Raw genomic sequence first — 16,568 nt, forward strand, 5'->3', positions numbered from 1 at the left:
GGGCTGTGTGATGCGGGGCGTGTGGACTGCCGACCAGGTGCGGGCGGCTGAGCAGCGGGTCTTCACCAGGGTGCCGGAGAGCCGGCTGATGCGGATCGCCGCGTACGCCGTGGCCAACGAGGTGCTCGCGCTGCTGGCCGCGCGGACCGGCGGCACGTCCGGGCGCCGGGTCGGGCTGCTCGTCGGGGCCGGCAACAACGGCGGCGACGCCCTGTGGGCCGGTGCTTTCCTGTGCCGGCGCGGGGTTTCCGTGACCGCCGTGCTGTTGGCGCCCGAGCGGGCCCACGCCGCTGGGCTGGCCGCGTTCCGCCGGGCCGGCGGCCGTGTCGGCTCATCGGTGGCGGGGGTCGATGTCGTCGTCGACGGCATTGTCGGCCTGTCGGCCAAGGGATCCCTTCGCCCGGACGCCGCCGCACTGGTCGAGTCCGTCACTGCGCCCATCGTCGCCGTCGACCTGCCCAGCGGTGTCGACCCCGACACCGGGGCCGTCGACGGGCCGCACGTCCGGGCCACCGTCACGGTCACCTTCGGCGGTCGCAAGCCCTGCCACGTCGTCGGTCCCGGCGCCGTCGCCTGCGGTCACGTGCGGGTCGTCGACATCGGCATCGCCGACGACCTCGACGAACCGCACGCCGTGATCCTCGACGCCGACGACGTCGCCGACGCGTGGCCCATCCCCGGGCCCTCCGACGACAAGTACAGCCAGGGCGTCACCGGCATCGCCGCCGGCTCCGCCACCTATCCCGGGGCCGCCGTGCTGTCCACCGGTGCCGCCGTGCTGGCCACCTCCGGCATGGTCCGCTACGCCGGCACCGCCGCCGACGTCGTGCGCTCCCGGTGGCCCGAGGTCGTCGCCACCGGCCACGTCGGCGACTCCGGCCGCGTGCAGGCCTGGGTCGTCGGGCCTGGCCTCGGCACCGGCAAGGCCGGCCGTGAGGTCCTCGTGGACGTCCTCGCCGCCGACGTCCCCGTCTGCGCCGACGCCGACGCCATCACCCTCCTGGCCGGCGACCCCACCCTGTGGGACGCCCGGGATCCCGAGACCCCCCTCGTGCTCACCCCGCACGACCGTGAGTTCGCCCGCCTCGCCGGCGAGGTCGGCCCCGACCGCATCTCCGCCGCCCGCCGCGCCGCCGCCCGCTTCCACGCCGTGGTGCTGCTCAAGGGCCATTCCACCGTCGTCGCCGCCCCCGACGGCCGCGTGCTGGTCAGCCAGTCCCGATCCTCCTGGCCCGCCACCGCCGGCTCCGGCGACGTCCTGTCCGGCCTCATCGGCGCCCTGCTGGCCGCCGGCGAGGACCCCTGGCTGGCCGCCGGCTGTGCCGCCTACGTCCACGAGCTCGCCGCCGACCTCGCCGCCGACGGCGCCCCCGCCCCCGCCTCCCACATCCAGGCCGCCATCTCCGACGCCATCCGTCACATCCGGGCCCTGTAACCCGTTCGGCGGTAGCTACCCCGGCCGGGTGTCAGGGCCGTGTGTCACCATGGATGTTGTTATGGCTGATCAGCACAATCCCCTCCCGCGAGCCGAGGTCCGGATCGACCTCGACGCCGTGAAGCACAACGTCGAGCTGCTGACGCGGCTGGCGGGGTCCTCCGGCGCGCAGACGATGGCCGTGGTGAAGGCGGACGGATACGGGCACGGCGCGGTCGCGGTGGGCAACGCGGCGCTGGCGGCGGGGGCGTCGTGGCTGGGGGTGGCCTCGGTGGACGAGGCCCTCGCGCTGCGGGCGGCCGGCATCCAGGGGCGCATCTTCTGTTGGCTGCACACGGTCGACGACAACTTCGGCCCGGCGGTCGAGGCGGGGATCCACCTGTCGGTGTCCTCGCTGCGCCAGCTGTGGGCCGTGAACTCGGCGGCCAGGGCGGTGGGCACGGAGGCGAGGATCCACCTCAAGATCGACACCGGCCTGACCCGGGGCGGCTGCCAGCCGGCGGACTGGCCGACGCTGGTGGAGGCGGCGGCGAGCGCCCACGACGAGGGGACCGTGGAGATCGCGGCGGTGTGGTCGCACCTGGCCAACGCCGACGAGCCCGGCCACCCGTCGATGGACCTCCAGGCCGCCCGCCTGGACGAGGCCTACAAGGTGGCGCTGGAGGCGGGCCTGCACCCGATCCGCCACCTGGCCAACTCGGCCGCCACGTTGAGCCGCCCGGACCTGCACTTCGACCTGGTCCGCCCGGGCATCGCCGTGTACGGCCTGAATCCGCTGCCCGGCGACTCGGACCTGAAGCCGGTGATGACGTTCCGCTCCTCGGTGTCGCTGGCCCGCCGGGTGCCGGCCGGCGAATCCGTCTCGTACGGCCACACCTGGACGGCGGAACGGGACACGAACCTGGCGCTGGTCCCGGTGGGCTACGCGGACGGTGTGCCGAGGGCGTTGTCCGGGAACATGGACGTCTGGCTGGGCGGCGCCCGCCGGCCGGTGGTGGGCCGGGTCTGCATGGACCAGATCGTGGTGGACTGCGGCGACGACCCGATCACCGACGGGGACGAGGTCGTCCTGTTCGGCCCGGGTGACGAGGGCGAGCCGACGGCCCGGGAGTGGGCCGACAAGACCGGCACGATCGACTACGAGATCGTGACCGGCATGTACCGACCGAGAGTGCGGCGGACCTACGTCGGCGGCCGTCGATGAGGCCGTGGATGAAGGCCGCCGGGGTGACCGGCGGCGTGGTGGGGGCGGCGGCGACGGGCCTGGTCCTGGGCGCGGCGGCGCAGAACGCCCGCATCGCCCGGCAGCGCCGTGACACCGACGATCCGCACGAGGACGAGCCGTTAGGCCAGTTACGCGCGAGCCGTGAGTGCACGGTCGCCGCCGACGACGGCGTGCCGATCGCGTGCGAAGAGGTGGACCCCGAAGACGGCGGCGCGCCGGTGATGACCGTGGTGCTGGTGCACGGCTTCGTGCTTGACCGCCGCTGCTGGCACTTCCAGCGCCGCGACCTGGCTAAGATGATCGATCCTCGGGTTCGCCTGGTGCTGTACGACCAGCGCAGCCACGGCCGCTCGGGCCGGGCCACCGCCGAGTCCAGCACCATCGAGCAGCTCGGCCACGACCTGGACTCCGTGCTCCGCGCGCTGGTGCCGAAGGGCCCGCTCGTGCTGGTGGGCCATTCCATGGGCGGCATGACGATCATGGCCCTGGCCGAGCAGCAGCCCGAGCTGTTCGTGGACCGGGTCCGCGGCGTGGCCCTGATCGGCACCTCGGCCGGCGACGTCGGCGCGTCCGGCCTGCCCCGCCCGCTGCTGTCCCGGCACAACCCGGCGACGCGCGGCCTCGGCCTGCTGGCCAACTGGCAGCCCAGCCTGGTCGAGTGGGCCCGCCGGGCCGGCGGCCACATCACCTGGAGCGCCATCCGCGGCCTGGCCTTCGGCGACCGCAAGGTCAGCCCGGCGCTGGTCGACCTCATGGAGACGATGATCGACGGGACCTCCCTGGCGGCCATCACCGACTTCGTCCGTACCCTGGGATCCCACAACCGCTACGCGGCGCTGGCCGGGCTGCGGCACTGCAAGGTGCTGGTGCTCAGCGGGGACGCCGACAAGCTCACGCCGTTCCGGCATGCCGAGGCGATCGCCGCCGAGCTGCCGGACGCCGAGCTGGTCAGGGCCGACGGCGCGGGGCACATGGTGATGCTGGAGCAGGCCGACCTGGTCACCGGTCACCTGGTGGACCTGGTGCGCAGCTGCGCGGACGGCGAGACGACTGGACGGCGATGGTGGAAACGGGCGTGAAGGAACTCCGGCTGCCGGTGGAGGCGGACACGGTCGAGTTCGGCCGGCGGTTGGGCGGTCTACTACGGGCGGGCGACCTGGTGCTGCTGTCCGGCCCACTCGGCGCGGGCAAGACGGCCATGACCAGGGGCATCGCCGAAGGCCTCGGCGTGCGGGGCCGGGTCAGTTCGCCGACGTTCGTGATCGCCCGTGAGCACCGGGCCGGCGAGCGCGGCGTCGCCCTCGTGCACGTCGACGCCTACCGCCTGGGCGGGCACCTCGACGAGCTGGACGACCTGGACCTGGACACCGAGCTGGTCGACGCGGCCGTGGTCGTGGAGTGGGGCGAGGGCGTCGCCGAACGCCTCTCCGACGACCACCTGCTGATCCGCCTCACCCGCCTCGACGACGACGTCCGGCTGGCGGAGCTGCACCCGCAGGGCACCTGGACCACCCGCGAGCTCCCCTAGCTTTTTTTGCTACGTGAGTGGCTCATTTTCGCTCAGCGGCCACCTGAGCCACTCAGGTGGCCGAAAATGGAAAATGAGCCACTCACGTAGCGGAAGCAGCGGTGGCTAGGGCAGTGCTCGCTTGGTGACCTTGCCGAGTTCGTTGCGGGGCAAGGAATCCACAAAATTCACCGCTCGCGGCCGCTTGTGCGGGGTGAGCAGTCGAGCCACGTGCTCGACCAGCTCCTCGGCCGTCGGGGCAACGTCCGAAGGCACCACCCAAGCCACGATCCGCTCGCCGAGGTCGTCGTCCGGCCGACCGGCCACAGCGACCTCGGCCACGCCCGGGTGCTCCAAAAGCGCGTTCTCGATCTCGCCGGCGCCGATCTTGAAGCCGCCGCTTTTGATGATGTCGGTGGCCCGGCGGCCGACGATGCGGATGTAGCCGTCGGCGGCGCGGGTGGCCATGTCGCCGGTGCGGAACCAGCCGTCGTGCATGGCCTCGGCGGTCGCCTCGGGACGGTTGAGGTACTCCAGGAACAGGTTGGGCCCGCGCACCTCGATCTCGCCGATGGTGGCGTCGTCGCTCACCTCGATGACCGAGCCGGCGTCGTCCACGAGCCGCACCTCCACCCCGTCCACCGGCAGACCGACGGTGCCCGGCCGACGCTCGCCCCAGGCCCGGACGCTGCAGTTCATCAGCGTCTCGGTCATGCCGTAGCGCTCGACGATCCGCTGCCCGGTGGCCTGGGAGATGCGCTCGTGCAGGCTGGCCGGCAGCGGGGCGGAACCCGACACCAGCAGCCGGGCCTGCGAGATCTGCTTGGCCAGCCCCGGATCGGCCTCCACGTCGGCGGCGAGCCGGCTGTACATGGTGGGGACGCCGAACATCATCGTCGCCGGGCCGGCCAGCTTGGCCCCGGCCGCCGCCGCGCTGAACTTGCCCATGTGGTGCGAAGATCCGCCGCGCCGCAGCGGCCCGAGCACACCGACCACAAGCCCGTGCACGTGGAAGATCGGCAACGCGTGTGTGACGGCATCGGCGGCCGTCCACTCCCACGCCGCCGCCAGCGAATCCAGGTTGGACGCGATCGCCCGGCGCGGCAGGACCACGCCCTTGGGCGGGCCGGTGGTGCCCGAGGTGTAGACGATGAACGCCGGCGCCTCCTCGTCCGGCTCGGGCGGCAGGCCGTCGGAACGTACGGAGAGGTCGACATCCAGCCGCGGCAGCGCGGCCAGGCCGCCGGGCAGCTCCACGCCGGGGGCCGCCAGCACCTGGGCCGGCGCGCTGTCGCCGAGGATGTGCTCAAGCTCGCGTTCGCCGACCTTGGGGTTGATCGGCACCACCGCGGCGCCGGCCGCCAGCGCCCCGACCACCGCCGCGCAGGTCTCCAGCGTCGGCGTCGCCCACACCGCCACCCTGGCCCCGACCAGCCGTTTCGCGATCGCCGCGGCCACGCCGGCGAGCTCGCGGTAGGTCAGTTTCCGGTCGCCGAAGACCAGTGCGTCGGCGTCCGTCGGGTCGGCCAGAGCCGGCAGCAACATCCCATCAACCCCTCGCGTCGAAGTGCCTTCCGATGATGGTCGTACCCTTGACGACCGTGCTAGTGCTTGCGATCGACACCGCGACCCCCGCCGTCACCGCCGGAGTGGTGCAGCTCGACGCCGACGCGACGCCGCGCACGCTGGCGCAGCGCATCACCGTCGACGCCAAAGCCCATGGTGAGCTGCTGATTCCCCATCTGCGCGAGGCCCTGGCCGAGGCCGGCAGGACCATGGCCGACGTCGACGCCCTCGTCTGCGGCAGCGGCCCCGGCCCGTTCACCGGCCTCCGTGTCGGCATGGTCACAGCGGCCGCCCTGGGGCAGGCCCTGGGCAAGCCGGTGTACCCGGTGCCCACGGTCGACGCCATCGCCATCGAGGCGCGAACCGGCCACGGCCTGCTCGTCGCCACCGACGCCCGCCGCCGCGAGGTCTACTGGGCGGCCTACGACGCCGAGGGCCGCCGCACCGAGGGCCCGCACGTGGAGAAGCCGGCCGACCTGGTCGAGAAGCTGCCGTCGCTGGGTGTGGCCAGCGCCGCCGGGCAGGGCGCCGAGATGTACGCCGACGTGCTGGACCTGCCGATCGTGTTGGCCCCGTTCCCGTCGCCGCACGGCCTGGTCGCGGTGGCGGCGAAGGACCTGCTGGCCGGGGCCGAGCCCGGCCCGATGACCCCGCTCTACCTGCGCCGCCCCGACGCCGTCGCGTCCGTCGGGCGCAAGCGGGTGACGCGGCCGTGACCGGCTTCATCCTGGCCGCGCTGCGGCACCAGGACGCGGCGCGCTGCGCGGAGCTGGAACGCAAGCTGTTCCCCAGGGACGACCCGTGGCGCGAGCGCGCCTTCCGGTCCGAACTGGACAACGGCCACTACTACCTCGGCGCGTACGACGAGAGCGGGCAGCTCGTCGGCTACGCCGGGCTCGCGCTCAACGGCCGCGCGCCCGACTACGAGGGCAGCGTGCAGACCATCGCCGTGGACACCGACTGGCAGGGCCGTGGCGTGGGCAAGGCGCTGTTGGAGGCGCTGCTGGCCCGGGCCGACGAGGTCGCGGCGCCGGTGTTCCTCGAGGTTCGCACCGACAACGACGTCGCCATGGCGTTGTACCGGTCGCGCGGCTTCGAGCAGCTGGGGCTGCGCCGCAGGTACTACCAACCGTCCGGGGCGGACGCGTACACCATGGGCCGCCCCGCGGCGGTCCGACAGGAGGAGAAGTCGTGACCGGCGACCGCATCGTGCTGGGCATTGAGTCCTCGTGCGACGAGACCGGGGTGGGCATCGTCCGGCTCGGCGCGGACGGCTCCATGCAGCTGCTGGCCGACGAGGTGGCCTCCAGCGTCGAGCAGCACGTCCGCTTCGGCGGCGTGGTGCCCGAGGTGGCCAGCCGCGCGCACCTGGAGGCCATGATCCCGACCATGGGTCGGGCACTGGAGAAGTCCGGACTGACCCTGGCCGACGTGCACTCCATCGCCGTCACCGCCGGGCCCGGCCTGGCCGGCGCGCTGCTGGTCGGCGTCTCCGCCGCCAAGGCCTACGCCGCCGCGCTCGACAAGCCGCTCTACGGCGTCAACCACCTGGCCGGGCACGTCGCCGCCGACACCCTGGAGCACGGCCCGCTGCCGTCGCCCTGCGTCGCGCTGCTGGTCTCCGGCGGGCACTCGCAGCTGCTGCTGATCGAGGACCTGGCCGGCAAGATCACCGAGATCGGCTCCACCATCGACGACGCCGCCGGCGAGGCCTACGACAAGGTCGCCCGCGTGCTCGACCTGCCCTATCCCGGCGGTCCGCCCATCGACAAGCTGGCCAAGACCGGCAACGGCTGCGCCATCGCCTTCCCGCGCGGCCTGACCGGCCAGCGCGACGCCAAGTACGACTTCTCCTTCTCGGGCCTCAAGACCGCCGTGGCCCGCTGGGTCGAGAACCGGGAGCGGGACGGCCTCGAGGTGCCGTTGGCCGACGTCGCCGCCTCGTTCCAGGAGGCCGTCGCCGACGTGCTCACCGGCAAGGCCATCCGGGCCGTCAAGGACCTCGGCCTCGACACCCTCGTCATCTCCGGCGGCGTCGCCGCCAACTCCCGCCTCTCGGGCCTGGCCGCCGAGCGCTGCGCCGCCGCCGGCATCACCCTGCGCGTGCCCCGCCCCCGCCTCTGCACCGACAACGGCGCCATGATCGCCGCCGTCGGCGCCCACCTGGTGGCCGCCGGCGCGGAGCCGTCGGGGCTGGGTCTGGCCACCGATCCCGGCCTGCCGGTGTCCCAGGTTCAGATTCTCTGATCGTCAGGCGGGACCGGGATCCAACACGGCGTGGGTCCCGACCCGCCGCCAGATCACATGTGCCGTTCCGGGCCGTTGCTTCTGGCCGTACTGCCAGGTGGCGCGGCCGTCCGGAGCCCAGCTCATCTCGTAGACGCCGGGCCTCGACTGCACCCGCTTGACCCGCAGTCCTGGTCGGAACTGACCCGTCGCGAGGTCGGGAACGAACTGCTCCTGCACGACCTTAGTGAACCGAGCCCGCTGGTCGGCCGACAACTTTTCAAGATCGCGGATGAATCGCGGCATGAGCTGGTAGGTCGGCACAGGTCAGGACGCACCGTTCTCGAGATAGGCGAGGAACTCCTCGGCGTTGTCGAAGACCTCTCCCTCGCCGGCCGCGATCTGTTCGTCGACCTCCCGCTCGCCGAGTTGCCACTCCGGCGTCCAGAACCACCGCTGGTCCGTTGGGATGCTCATGTAGCCGCGGACCGTCACGTCCCCGGTTTCGGTGACGGTGAACTCGATCTCGTCACCCTCCCGGATGTGCAGCGCCTCGCGGATCTCCGCCGGCAGCGTCACCTGGTTCTTGTCCCGGAGCTTGGCTCGTGCCGTGATGTCCATCTCCGGCGCCTCCGTCAGTAGTGCTGTCACCTCGTCCCCTCCATTGTGCGGCTTACTTTCCGTGCTTCCAACAGTCGGAGAGTCGCGATAACGGATGAAAGTTGGCAAGTTCCACCGAGCTCGATTGCCTCGATACGGTGGTTCGGGGCACAGGGCGAGGCACCGGATCGGAGCGGCCGAGCCGCGACGCCGGAAGCGGCGCCAAGGGGCCGGTTGAAGCGTTGGCACTCGCGTGGGTAGAGTGCTAGTCGCACGGCACCAACTACCGCCCCGGCCCCCGCGACGGCGGGGTGGCAGGCGCCGTCGGTACCTGCCAACGCTTTCGACGACCGTGGAGGTCAACCCGGTGAGCGTGAACATCAAGCCGCTCGAGGACAAGATCCTCGTCCAGGCCAACGAGGCCGAGACGACGACCGCTTCCGGTCTTGTCATCCCGGACACCGCCAAGGAGAAGCCCCAGGAGGGCAAGGTCCTGGCCGTGGGCCCGGGTCGCATTGACGACAAGGGCAACCGTGTCCCGCTGGACGTCGCGGTCGGCGACGTCGTCGTCTACTCGAAGTACGGCGGCACGGAGCTCAAGCACAACGGCGAGGAGTACCTCATCCTCTCCGCGCGCGACGTGCTGGCCGTCATCAACTGACGCTGCTTTCTCCGCTCAGGCGCCCCGGCAGCCCACTCCGGGCCGCTGGGGCGCCTGTGTGCTTAAAACCTGAGAAAGGCTCGTAATGCCCAAGCAGATCAGCTTCGACGAGGACGCTCGTCGGGCTCTGGAGCGCGGCGTCAACAAGCTGGCCGACGCCGTCAAGGTCACCCTCGGCCCGCGCGGCCGGCACGTGGTGCTGGACAAGAAGTTCGGCGGCCCGACCGTCACCCTCGACGGCGTGACCGTGGCCCGCGAGATCGAGCTCGAGGACTCGTTCGAGAACCTCGGCGCCCAGCTGGCCAAGAGCGTCGCCACCAAGACCAACGACATCGCCGGCGACGGCACCACCACCGCGACGGTGCTGGCCCAGGCCCTGGTCCGGGTCGGCCTGCGCAACGTGGCCGCCGGCGCCAACCCCACCTCGCTCGGCCGCGGCATGCAGGCCGCCGTCGACCACGTGGTGGAGTTCCTGAAGAACAAGGCCACCCCGATCAAGGGCCGCGACAACGTCGCCCAGGTCGGCACGGTCTCCTCCCGCGACTCCTCGATCGGCGCGCTGCTCGGCGAGGCCATCGAGAAGGTCGGCGAGGACGGCGTCATCACGATCGAGGAGTCCTCGACGCTGGCCACCGAGCTGGAGATCACCGAGGGTGTCCAGTTCGACAAGGGCTACATCTCCGCCTACTTCGCCACCGACCCGGAGACGCAGGAGGCCGTCTACGACGACGCCTACGTCCTGCTGCACCGCGAGAAGATCTCGGCCCTGGCCGACCTGCTGCCGGTGCTGGAGAAGGTCGCGCAGTCGGGCAAGCCGCTGCTGATCGTGGCCGAGGACCTCGAGGGCGAGGCCCTGTCCACGCTGGTGGTCAACTCGATCCGCAAGACCATCAAGGTCGTCGCGGTGAAGGCCCCCTACTTCGGCGACCGCCGCAAGGCGTTCCTGGACGACCTGGCCACCGTCACCGGCGCCCAGGTCGTGGCGGCCGAGGTCGGCCTGAAGCTGTCCGAGGTGGGCCTGGAGGTGCTGGGCACCGTCCGGCGCGTGCACGTCACCAAGGACAACACCACGATCGTCGACGGCGGCGGCAAGTCCGACGACGTCGCGGGCCGGGTGGAGCAGCTCCGCAAGGAGATCGAGGCCACCGACTCCGACTGGGACCGCGAGAAGCTGCAGGAGCGGCTGGCCAAGCTGTCCGGCGGCGTCGCGGTGATCAAGGTCGGCGCCGCCACCGAGACCGAGATGAAGGAGCGCAAGCACCGCATCGAGGACGCGGTCGCCGCCACCAAGGCCGCGGTCGAGGAGGGCATCGTGCCCGGCGGCGGTTCCGCCCTGGTGCACGCGGCCAAGGAGCTGGCCGACAACCTGGGCCTGACCGGCGACGAGGCCACCGGCGTGCGCATCGTGCGTGACGCCCTGTCCGCGCCGCTGTACTGGATCGCCAGCAACGCCGGCCTTGAGGGCGCGGTCGTCACGTCCAAGGTCGCGGACCTGGAGTGGGGCTCCGGCTTCAACGCCGCCACCCTGGAGTACGGCGACCTGCTGGGCGCCGGCGTCATCGACCCGGTAAAGGTGACCCGCTCCGCGATCGCCAACGCCGCCTCCATCGCCCGCATGGTGCTCACCACGGAGAGCGCCGTCGTGGAGAAGAAGGAAGACGAGCCGGCCGACGCGGGCCACGGCCACGGTCACGGCCACTGAGTTCTTGCCGCGCGTTCCGCGCGGGCGCGAGTGCGCTCTGATCCGGTGCCTTCCCTTGGCTCACGTCGATCGATGGACAGACTCGATCGACGTGAGCCCGCGGTCCAGGCACCGGCGCGAACTCGCGACCGCTGGCCTGGCGGAACTCGGCAGCTGACGACAAAGAGGGCCCCTTCCCGAGAACGGAAGGGGCCCTCTTTTGTTGCCTTGTATGGGGTTACTGCATCACCGGGTGGCGCTGCGACGCACCGGGATCCCATTGGGAGCGCTGCTCGCGGCGGCCGACGAGGAACCACATCACGCTGCCGATCAGCGGCATGGCCCAGATCAGCAGGAACCACACGATCTTCATGCCGGCGTTCTGGCGTGACCCGATCACGCCCACCACCGCCAGCACGGCGATCAGCACATGGGCGATGGCCAGCGCGGCCAGCCCGACCAGCGCCACCCCGGCGAACATCTGTCCGAACTGCACTACCGCCGTGCTGGGCATCCCGACCATCCCCTTACGTCCCCGTCGATAGGAACGAAGTTAGGGCGGGCGGCCGTCATCGGGCGTCCACCGCGGAGATGGTCGTCGGGTCATACCTCAGGCCTACGACGTGAGAACGAGCTGACGACGCCTCGACTTCAGGATGGTGTCCCGCTCGGACTCGGACATGCCGCCCCAGATGCCGTACGGCTCCTGGACGGCCAGTGCGTGCCGGCGGCACATGTCCAGCACCGGGCAGCTCTGGCAGACGGCCTTCGCCCGGGCTTCACGCCGGGACCGGGCCGGTCCGCGCTCGCCGTCCGGATGAAAAAAGAAGGCGCTGTCCATGCCCCGGCAGTTGCCGTCCAACTGCCAGTCCCACACGTCCGCGTTCGGACCGGGGAGCCTCCGGGTGTCTGCCATCGAGAACCGCCTCCTCGCCGGGTCGGTGCCCATCGTGGTTGCTCCGTATGGCTTAACTGTGATCACCGTAGAACCGCGCCAAAACTTGTTCAAGAGTGTTCGGGCGGGAAGTTGTTCATTCCTGCCGACGAGTGATCAACGCCTTCCACGTCTGGTGGCGCAGGTCACACCGAGTGACGTGAGTTGCCGCTGTGAGAAGGTGCCCGGACCATGTCCACCGTGACGACTCAGCCGGAGCCCGTTCCACGGGAGCGCGCCACCGGCGAACCGATGCTCTCCGTTGCGGCAGTTGCCAGGCGGCTCGGCGTAGCGCCGGCGACGCTGCGCACCTGGGACCGCCGCTACGGCCTCGGCCCGACCGATCACACGACCGGTCGGCACCGCCGGTACGGAGATCGGGACATCGCCCGGTTGGAACTCATGCAGCGGGCGTTGCTGCGCGGAGCGTCACCGGCCGAGGCCGCCCGCTACGCGTTGAGCAGCACGTTGCCCGAGCAAAGGCTGACCGTGCAGCCCCCGCCGGCCGAGTTGCCGGAGCTCATCGTCGGCGGCGACGCGGACGACGGCGAGCAGGTCAGCACCGGTGGCCGCGTGCTACGCCTGCCCGGCGTGAGCCGGCAGGCCCGCGGCCTCGGCCGGGCCGTGATGGCCATGGACGCCGCAGCCGTGCAGCAGCTGCTGCGGGACGCCCTGGCCGAGTTCGGCGTGCTCGTCACCTGGAACACCATGATCCGGCCCGTGCTCACGGGCATCGCCCAGCGCTGGCGTCACTCGGGCGAGGGCGTCGAGGTCGAGCACCTGTTCACGCAATGTGTCACCGCAGCGCTGTCGGCGGCCCAGATCGGGGCCCCGGTGCCGGTGAATCCGCGGCCGGTGCTGCTCGCGTGCGTGCCGGAGGAGCAACACAGCCTCCCGCTGCAGGCCCTGGCCGCCGCGCTGGCGCAGAAGGGCGTCGGCACGATGATGCTCGGGGCGGCGCTGCCGGCCGACGCATTGGGAGCGGCCATCCGGCGGATCGCGCCCGCGGCGGTCTTGCTCTGGGCCCAGCTACCTAGGTACGCCCACTGCACCTTGTTGACGGAGCTGCCGCGCACCCGGCAGCGGATCCGGCTGTTCGTCGGCGGCCCCGGCTGGCAGCAGAGCAAGCTGCCGCCGCACGCGGAGCCGCTGGACTCGCTGTCCGCCGCCGTGGACCGCATTTCCTACGTGCTGCTGGGCGCCGATGGATGAGTACCTGAGGGACGCGGCCTTCGGCGGCAGTCCCGGCGCGGACGTCAGCAAGGCCGCCCTGGGCACGCCACGGCAGCGCTGGCTGGCCGCCGTGGTGCTCGGCGGCCAGGGTCGCTACGCCGCCGCCACGGCGTTGCTGACGGAGCTGCGGCACACCTCCGATCCGGTGCTGGCGTCACTGGCCGCGAGCACGCTGGCCTCCCAACGCCGCCAGGTGGGTGGTCACGCCGCCGCCCGGCGGCTGGACGGGGAGGCCCTGGCCCGGCTGGCCGGCGTGGAACCGGTCGCCGACGACCCCGACTGCGTGGACGCCGCCGGGGCCCTCGCGGACGCGCTCACGGGGCTCGCGGCGGATGCGATCGGTGTCGGCGGGCCCGCCCGTCGCCTGCATGTGGTGGCGGCCGACACGGTCGAGCGATTCGGCGGTCACCGCTGGCGGTCGGGGGTGCGGCTGGACTGGGTCCGCGCGGAGATCGAGTTGGCCTCCGGCCGGCCGGAAGAGGCCTTGGAGCCGGCCCAGCGGGCGGTGGACACCGCGACCGCCGCAGGGGCGATCCGGCACCGCGTCAAGTCCCGGATGGTGCTGGCCGCGACGCTCACTAATCTGCACGACGGGGTCTCGAAAGAGCGGGCTGAAGCCCTGTTGGAGTGTGATGTGCGTCACAACGAGGTACTGGGACTACACCCCCTGGTGTGGCCCTGCGCACTGCTGCTGGCCCACCTGCGACCCGATGGGGCCGATGCCTGGCTCGAACGGGCTAAAGGGGTGCTGAGCTGCGTGTTGCTCCGAGCCGATCCGGCCGCCCGAACGCTCGCGGCGGCCTCCGTCTGGGTGCCGTGAGCCCGCTGCTCCGTTCCGGGGAACCCGGCCTGGCGGACATCCGGGCGAACTACTTGACGGATTAAGCACCGGATCGTGTCAAGGTTCCCGGCCCGGCGTCCGATAGGGGAAGTGGAACGTCACTCGGCTGTCGGAAAGGAGTCCCCGTGACTACGGTCTTGATCTGCGATGACCGCCGCAGCGTGCGGGAGGGGCTGACGCGTGTCATGTCGGCAGTCCCTGGGGTCAGTCGCATCGACTGTGTCGCACACGGTGACGAGTTGTTGGCGCGGTTCTCCCGGCAGCCGGTGGATGTCGTACTGGTGGGAACCCAGCGCGCCGTGCCGACCGGTGTCGAGGCGACCCGCCGGCTGGTCTCGGCCAACCCCCAGGCCAACGTCATCGTATTCGGAGCGCCGGACGACGCCGGCAGCATCGCCGCCGCCATCGCCGGCGGAGCCCGCGGCTACCTGCGCTGGGACGCGTCCCGGCCGGAGCTGGTCGCCGCCCTCGCGCACACGCTGGCCAGCACCTCGGTGCCGGCGCCCCGCCAGCCGTCCGACCCGGGCGTGCAGCTCACGGAGCGCGAGCTTCAGGTGCTGCGGGGCATGAGCCAGGGCAAGAGCAACGGACAGATCGGCCGCGAGCTGTACCTGTCCGAGGACACCGTCAAGACGCACGCCCGCCGGCTGTTCCGCAAGCTCGGCGTCCGTGACCGCGCCCAGGCCGTCGCGCACGGCTTCCGTCGCGGTCTTGTCTCGTAGGTTCGTCTTTCTCGTCAGCACCGCCGCCAGTGTCGGGGACGCCACAGTCACACCGGGCGTCCCCGGGCGGAGGGCGGGGACCGTGCTCCCCGCTACTCACGCCGTCACTCATGCCACCCCCATTGGTCCAGCTCAGCGATCCGTTGGGCTGGACTGGTCCGTGTCTACGGTCGGACGCGACTTTCCGTGACCAAGGGTGACCCGTCGCAGCGTTACATCCGTCGGTGTCGCCCGGTACGGTGAGTCCCGACCGGGTTGAGCGACCAACGTCTCGCACGCCGACCGCGTCGGTGTGCCCAGAAGTAACACCAGGGCTGTTGTCTGCGATGAGCACTACGGGGGACGGACTGGACGCCGCAGTGAGCGCTGCCGTTGATGGCGACCGCCAGGCCATCGAGCGTGTCCTGGCGTCTGTCCGCCCGTTGGTGGTGCGGTACTGCCGCGCCCGTGTCGGCAGACAGGAGAGGTCTTTCGCCTCGGCGGACGACGTCGCCCAGGAGGTGTGTCTCGCGGTGCTCACGGCTCTGCCCGGTTACCGCGACCAAGGCCGACCCTTTCTCGCCTTTGTGTACGGCATCGCCGCGCACAAGGTCGCCGACGCCCATCGGGCGGCCGCCCGCAACCGCGCCGAGCCCGTGCCCGAGGTCCCGGACGCCCCGGAGACCGACGCCGGGCCCGAGCAGCGCGCCATGCACGGCGAGCTGTCCGAGCGGATGGCGCAGCTGTTGCGCATCCTGCCCGCCAAGCAGCGGGAGATCCTGTTGCTCCGGGTGGTCGTCGGGCTCTCGGCCGAGGAGACGGCGGACGCGGTTGGCTCGACCCCGGGCGCGGTGCGCGTCGCGCAGCACCGCGCGTTGGCACGACTACGCAAGACGCTGGCAGCGGAGGAGGTGGTCTGAATGGCCGAGCAGCACGGGCCCGGCGATGAGGATGCCGCCAAGAGAGAGTGGCCGATGAGAGGCCATTTCTCGGGCAGTCTTGGCGGGAGCAGACCGGTGCTCACCGGTGAGGACCCGCTGTACCCCGAATCGATCAACGGGTTCGAGTTCGGCGCCGCCGAGGTGCCGGTCGACCTGGGGGCGGTGCGTGCCGACGACGCGCTGCTGGACGCACTGGGCGGGGGCAATCCCGAACTGAACTCCACGCTCGCCGGCCACGAGCTGAGCGCGCTGCTGCTGTCCTGGCGCCGCGATGTCGACGGCGAGCCCTTCGGTGAGCTGGTGGACACCGAGACCGCGGCCGAGACAGTGCTCGCCGCGCGGCGGTCCGCGCGCCGCCGACGTCCCCTCCTGGTCCCGCTGGCCACCGCGGCCGCGGTCCTGGCGATCGCCTTCACCGGCGTCAGCCTGGCCGCGCGCGACGCCAGGCCCGGTGACGCCCTCTGGGGGCTGACGCAGATGCTCTACACCGACCACGCGCACTCCGTCGAGGCCGCGGTCGCCGTCGAGTCCGACCTGAACGCCGCCCGCTCGGCGCTCAACCAGGGCCGCATCGGCGACGCCCGCACGGCGCTGGCCAACGCCGGGAGCTCGCTGCCGCTGGTGTCCAACGAGGACGGCCGCACGCAGCTGTCGAAGACGCACGAGAGCCTGGTCAACGAGCTGAACACCAGCACGTCGACGCCTCCGTCCTCGCCGCAGCAGCCCACGTCGCCGTCGCTGACCTCGGTCACCACCACCACGACGACGGTGCCGACGACCACCACGACCTCGCCGACGCCGACCACGACCACGACGACAACCACGACCACCACCACGACGACGACCACGTCGAACAGCGCGTCGAACAGCGCCGGCAGCGGCAAGAACGACCCGCCCGTGCCGAGCGACGATCCGCCCGGCAGCGGCAACTCGTCGGCCAACAGCACGCCGACCAGCTGACCGATTTCGGCGAAAAGGGCGGTTCCCTCGGGAACCGCCCTTTCACGTCACACTGTG

The 16,568-nt window shown here is 71.7% G+C and carries 19 protein-coding genes; 14 read left to right on the plus strand and 5 right to left on the minus strand.

Translation table 11 applies throughout. The annotated features are described in order from the left end of the window. Window positions 1–10 precede the first annotated feature (10 nt). From AB0M73_RS29355 to tsaE, 4 genes are all read left to right on the plus strand, one after another. On the plus strand, window positions 11–1,435 hold the full coding sequence (locus AB0M73_RS29355; RefSeq protein ID WP_363896972.1) for an NAD(P)H-hydrate dehydratase: 1,425 nt from the start codon (window positions 11–13) through the stop codon (window positions 1,433–1,435). Between the two features lie 61 nt (window positions 1,436–1,496). Continuing rightward, complete coding sequence (alr, locus tag AB0M73_RS29360) at window positions 1,497–2,639, plus strand: alanine racemase (protein WP_363896975.1); 1,143 nt, start codon at window positions 1,497–1,499, stop codon at window positions 2,637–2,639. Then, window positions 2,636–3,739, plus strand: a complete 1,104-nt coding sequence (locus tag AB0M73_RS29365) for an alpha/beta hydrolase (RefSeq protein ID WP_363896978.1) — start codon at window positions 2,636–2,638, stop codon at window positions 3,737–3,739. Before alr ends, AB0M73_RS29365 begins: the two co-directional genes overlap by 4 nt. Continuing rightward, window positions 3,736–4,188, plus strand: coding sequence for a tRNA (adenosine(37)-N6)-threonylcarbamoyltransferase complex ATPase subunit type 1 TsaE (tsaE, locus tag AB0M73_RS29370; protein ID WP_363896981.1), 453 nt, complete (start codon window positions 3,736–3,738; stop codon window positions 4,186–4,188). Before AB0M73_RS29365 ends, tsaE begins: the two co-directional genes overlap by 4 nt. 105 nt (window positions 4,189–4,293) lie before the next feature. On the opposite strand, the gene AB0M73_RS29375 is transcribed toward tsaE, so the two are convergent. Next, complete coding sequence (locus AB0M73_RS29375; protein ID WP_363896984.1) at window positions 4,294–5,712, minus strand: acyl-CoA synthetase; 1,419 nt, start codon at window positions 5,710–5,712, stop codon at window positions 4,294–4,296. Between the two features lie 56 nt (window positions 5,713–5,768). Between AB0M73_RS29375 and tsaB the strand changes: the two genes are divergently transcribed. The 3 genes from tsaB to tsaD are packed head-to-tail and all read left to right on the plus strand — an operon-like array spanning window position 5,769 to window position 7,980. Continuing rightward, entirely contained in the window at window positions 5,769–6,449 is a 681-nt protein-coding gene (tsaB, locus tag AB0M73_RS29380; RefSeq protein ID WP_363896987.1) for a tRNA (adenosine(37)-N6)-threonylcarbamoyltransferase complex dimerization subunit type 1 TsaB, read from the plus strand. Next, window positions 6,446–6,928 (plus strand): ribosomal protein S18-alanine N-acetyltransferase, encoded by a 483-nt coding sequence (gene rimI, locus AB0M73_RS29385; protein WP_363896990.1) that lies wholly within the window; start codon window positions 6,446–6,448, stop codon window positions 6,926–6,928. Before tsaB ends, rimI begins: the two co-directional genes overlap by 4 nt. Beyond that, a complete protein-coding gene (tsaD, locus tag AB0M73_RS29390; RefSeq protein WP_363896993.1) occupies window positions 6,925–7,980 on the plus strand; it encodes a tRNA (adenosine(37)-N6)-threonylcarbamoyltransferase complex transferase subunit TsaD in 1,056 nt (351 codons plus the stop codon). The genes rimI and tsaD overlap by 4 nt, the downstream gene beginning before the upstream one ends. Window positions 7,981–7,983: 3 nt before the next feature. Here tsaD and AB0M73_RS29395 read toward each other — a convergent pair whose 3' ends face one another. Both AB0M73_RS29395 and AB0M73_RS29400 read right to left on the minus strand, forming a co-directional pair. Further along, window positions 7,984–8,199: a hypothetical protein gene (locus tag AB0M73_RS29395; protein WP_363896996.1), complete on the minus strand. Its 216-nt coding sequence runs from the start codon at window positions 8,197–8,199 to the stop codon at window positions 7,984–7,986. 87 nt (window positions 8,200–8,286) lie between these two features. Next, a complete protein-coding gene (locus tag AB0M73_RS29400) occupies window positions 8,287–8,610 on the minus strand; it encodes an AbrB/MazE/SpoVT family DNA-binding domain-containing protein (protein WP_363896999.1) in 324 nt (107 codons plus the stop codon). Window positions 8,611–8,926: 316 nt separating this feature from the next. On the opposite strand from AB0M73_RS29400, the gene groES reads away from it, so the two are divergent. Both groES and groL read left to right on the plus strand, forming a co-directional pair. Then, a complete protein-coding gene (gene groES / locus AB0M73_RS29405; RefSeq protein ID WP_025361320.1) occupies window positions 8,927–9,220 on the plus strand; it encodes a co-chaperone GroES in 294 nt (97 codons plus the stop codon). Between the two features lie 85 nt (window positions 9,221–9,305). Then, the gene (gene groL, locus AB0M73_RS29410; RefSeq protein WP_363897003.1) at window positions 9,306–10,922 is read left to right on the plus strand and encodes a chaperonin GroEL; all 1,617 of its coding nucleotides are present in this window, start codon (window positions 9,306–9,308) and stop codon (window positions 10,920–10,922) included. A 217-nt stretch (window positions 10,923–11,139) separates the two neighbouring features. On the opposite strand, the gene AB0M73_RS29415 is transcribed toward groL, so the two are convergent. After that, complete coding sequence (locus AB0M73_RS29415; protein ID WP_363897006.1) at window positions 11,140–11,415, minus strand: PLD nuclease N-terminal domain-containing protein; 276 nt, start codon at window positions 11,413–11,415, stop codon at window positions 11,140–11,142. Between the two features lie 102 nt (window positions 11,416–11,517). Next, window positions 11,518–11,817, minus strand: coding sequence for a WhiB family transcriptional regulator (locus AB0M73_RS29420; RefSeq protein WP_043731137.1), 300 nt, complete (start codon window positions 11,815–11,817; stop codon window positions 11,518–11,520). A gap of 210 nt (window positions 11,818–12,027) precedes the next feature. Between AB0M73_RS29420 and AB0M73_RS29425 the strand changes: the two genes are divergently transcribed. The 5 genes from AB0M73_RS29425 (at window position 12,028) to AB0M73_RS29445 (ending at window position 16,511) form a co-directional block, all read left to right on the plus strand. Continuing rightward, a complete protein-coding gene (locus tag AB0M73_RS29425; RefSeq protein ID WP_363897010.1) occupies window positions 12,028–13,047 on the plus strand; it encodes a MerR family transcriptional regulator in 1,020 nt (339 codons plus the stop codon). Further along, the gene (locus tag AB0M73_RS29430; RefSeq protein WP_363897013.1) at window positions 13,040–13,888 is read left to right on the plus strand and encodes a hypothetical protein; all 849 of its coding nucleotides are present in this window, start codon (window positions 13,040–13,042) and stop codon (window positions 13,886–13,888) included. The genes AB0M73_RS29425 and AB0M73_RS29430 overlap by 8 nt, the downstream gene beginning before the upstream one ends. Window positions 13,889–14,034: 146 nt before the next feature. Then, on the plus strand, window positions 14,035–14,631 hold the full coding sequence (locus AB0M73_RS29435; protein WP_015805222.1) for a response regulator transcription factor: 597 nt from the start codon (window positions 14,035–14,037) through the stop codon (window positions 14,629–14,631). Window positions 14,632–14,957: 326 nt separating this feature from the next. Beyond that, window positions 14,958–15,530 (plus strand): sigma-70 family RNA polymerase sigma factor, encoded by a 573-nt coding sequence (locus tag AB0M73_RS29440; protein WP_363897016.1) that lies wholly within the window; start codon window positions 14,958–14,960, stop codon window positions 15,528–15,530. Between the two features lie 96 nt (window positions 15,531–15,626). Continuing rightward, window positions 15,627–16,511: an anti-sigma-D factor RsdA gene (locus tag AB0M73_RS29445; protein ID WP_363897019.1), complete on the plus strand. Its 885-nt coding sequence runs from the start codon at window positions 15,627–15,629 to the stop codon at window positions 16,509–16,511. The last annotated feature ends 57 nt before the right edge of the window (window positions 16,512–16,568 follow it).

The organism is Kutzneria sp. NPDC051319 (genome assembly GCF_040682195.1).
GTDB lineage: Bacteria > Actinomycetota > Actinomycetes > Mycobacteriales > Pseudonocardiaceae > Kutzneria.

Coding starts and splice junctions, on each gene's coding strand:
- AB0M73_RS29355 (WP_363896972.1), top strand. CDS start 11: ATGCGGGGCGTGTGGACTGCCGACCAGGTGCGGGCGGCTGAGCAGCGG.
- alr (WP_363896975.1), top strand. CDS start 1,497: ATGGCTGATCAGCACAATCCCCTCCCGCGAGCCGAGGTCCGGATCGAC.
- AB0M73_RS29365 (WP_363896978.1), top strand. CDS start 2,636: ATGAGGCCGTGGATGAAGGCCGCCGGGGTGACCGGCGGCGTGGTGGGG.
- AB0M73_RS29375 (WP_363896984.1), bottom strand. CDS start 5,712: ATGTTGCTGCCGGCTCTGGCCGACCCGACGGACGCCGACGCACTGGTC.
- groL (WP_363897003.1), top strand. CDS start 9,306: ATGCCCAAGCAGATCAGCTTCGACGAGGACGCTCGTCGGGCTCTGGAG.
- AB0M73_RS29415 (WP_363897006.1), bottom strand. CDS start 11,415: ATGCCCAGCACGGCGGTAGTGCAGTTCGGACAGATGTTCGCCGGGGTG.
- AB0M73_RS29420 (WP_043731137.1), bottom strand. CDS start 11,817: ATGGCAGACACCCGGAGGCTCCCCGGTCCGAACGCGGACGTGTGGGAC.
- AB0M73_RS29425 (WP_363897010.1), top strand. CDS start 12,028: ATGTCCACCGTGACGACTCAGCCGGAGCCCGTTCCACGGGAGCGCGCC.
- AB0M73_RS29430 (WP_363897013.1), top strand. CDS start 13,040: ATGGATGAGTACCTGAGGGACGCGGCCTTCGGCGGCAGTCCCGGCGCG.
- AB0M73_RS29440 (WP_363897016.1), top strand. CDS start 14,958: ATGAGCACTACGGGGGACGGACTGGACGCCGCAGTGAGCGCTGCCGTT.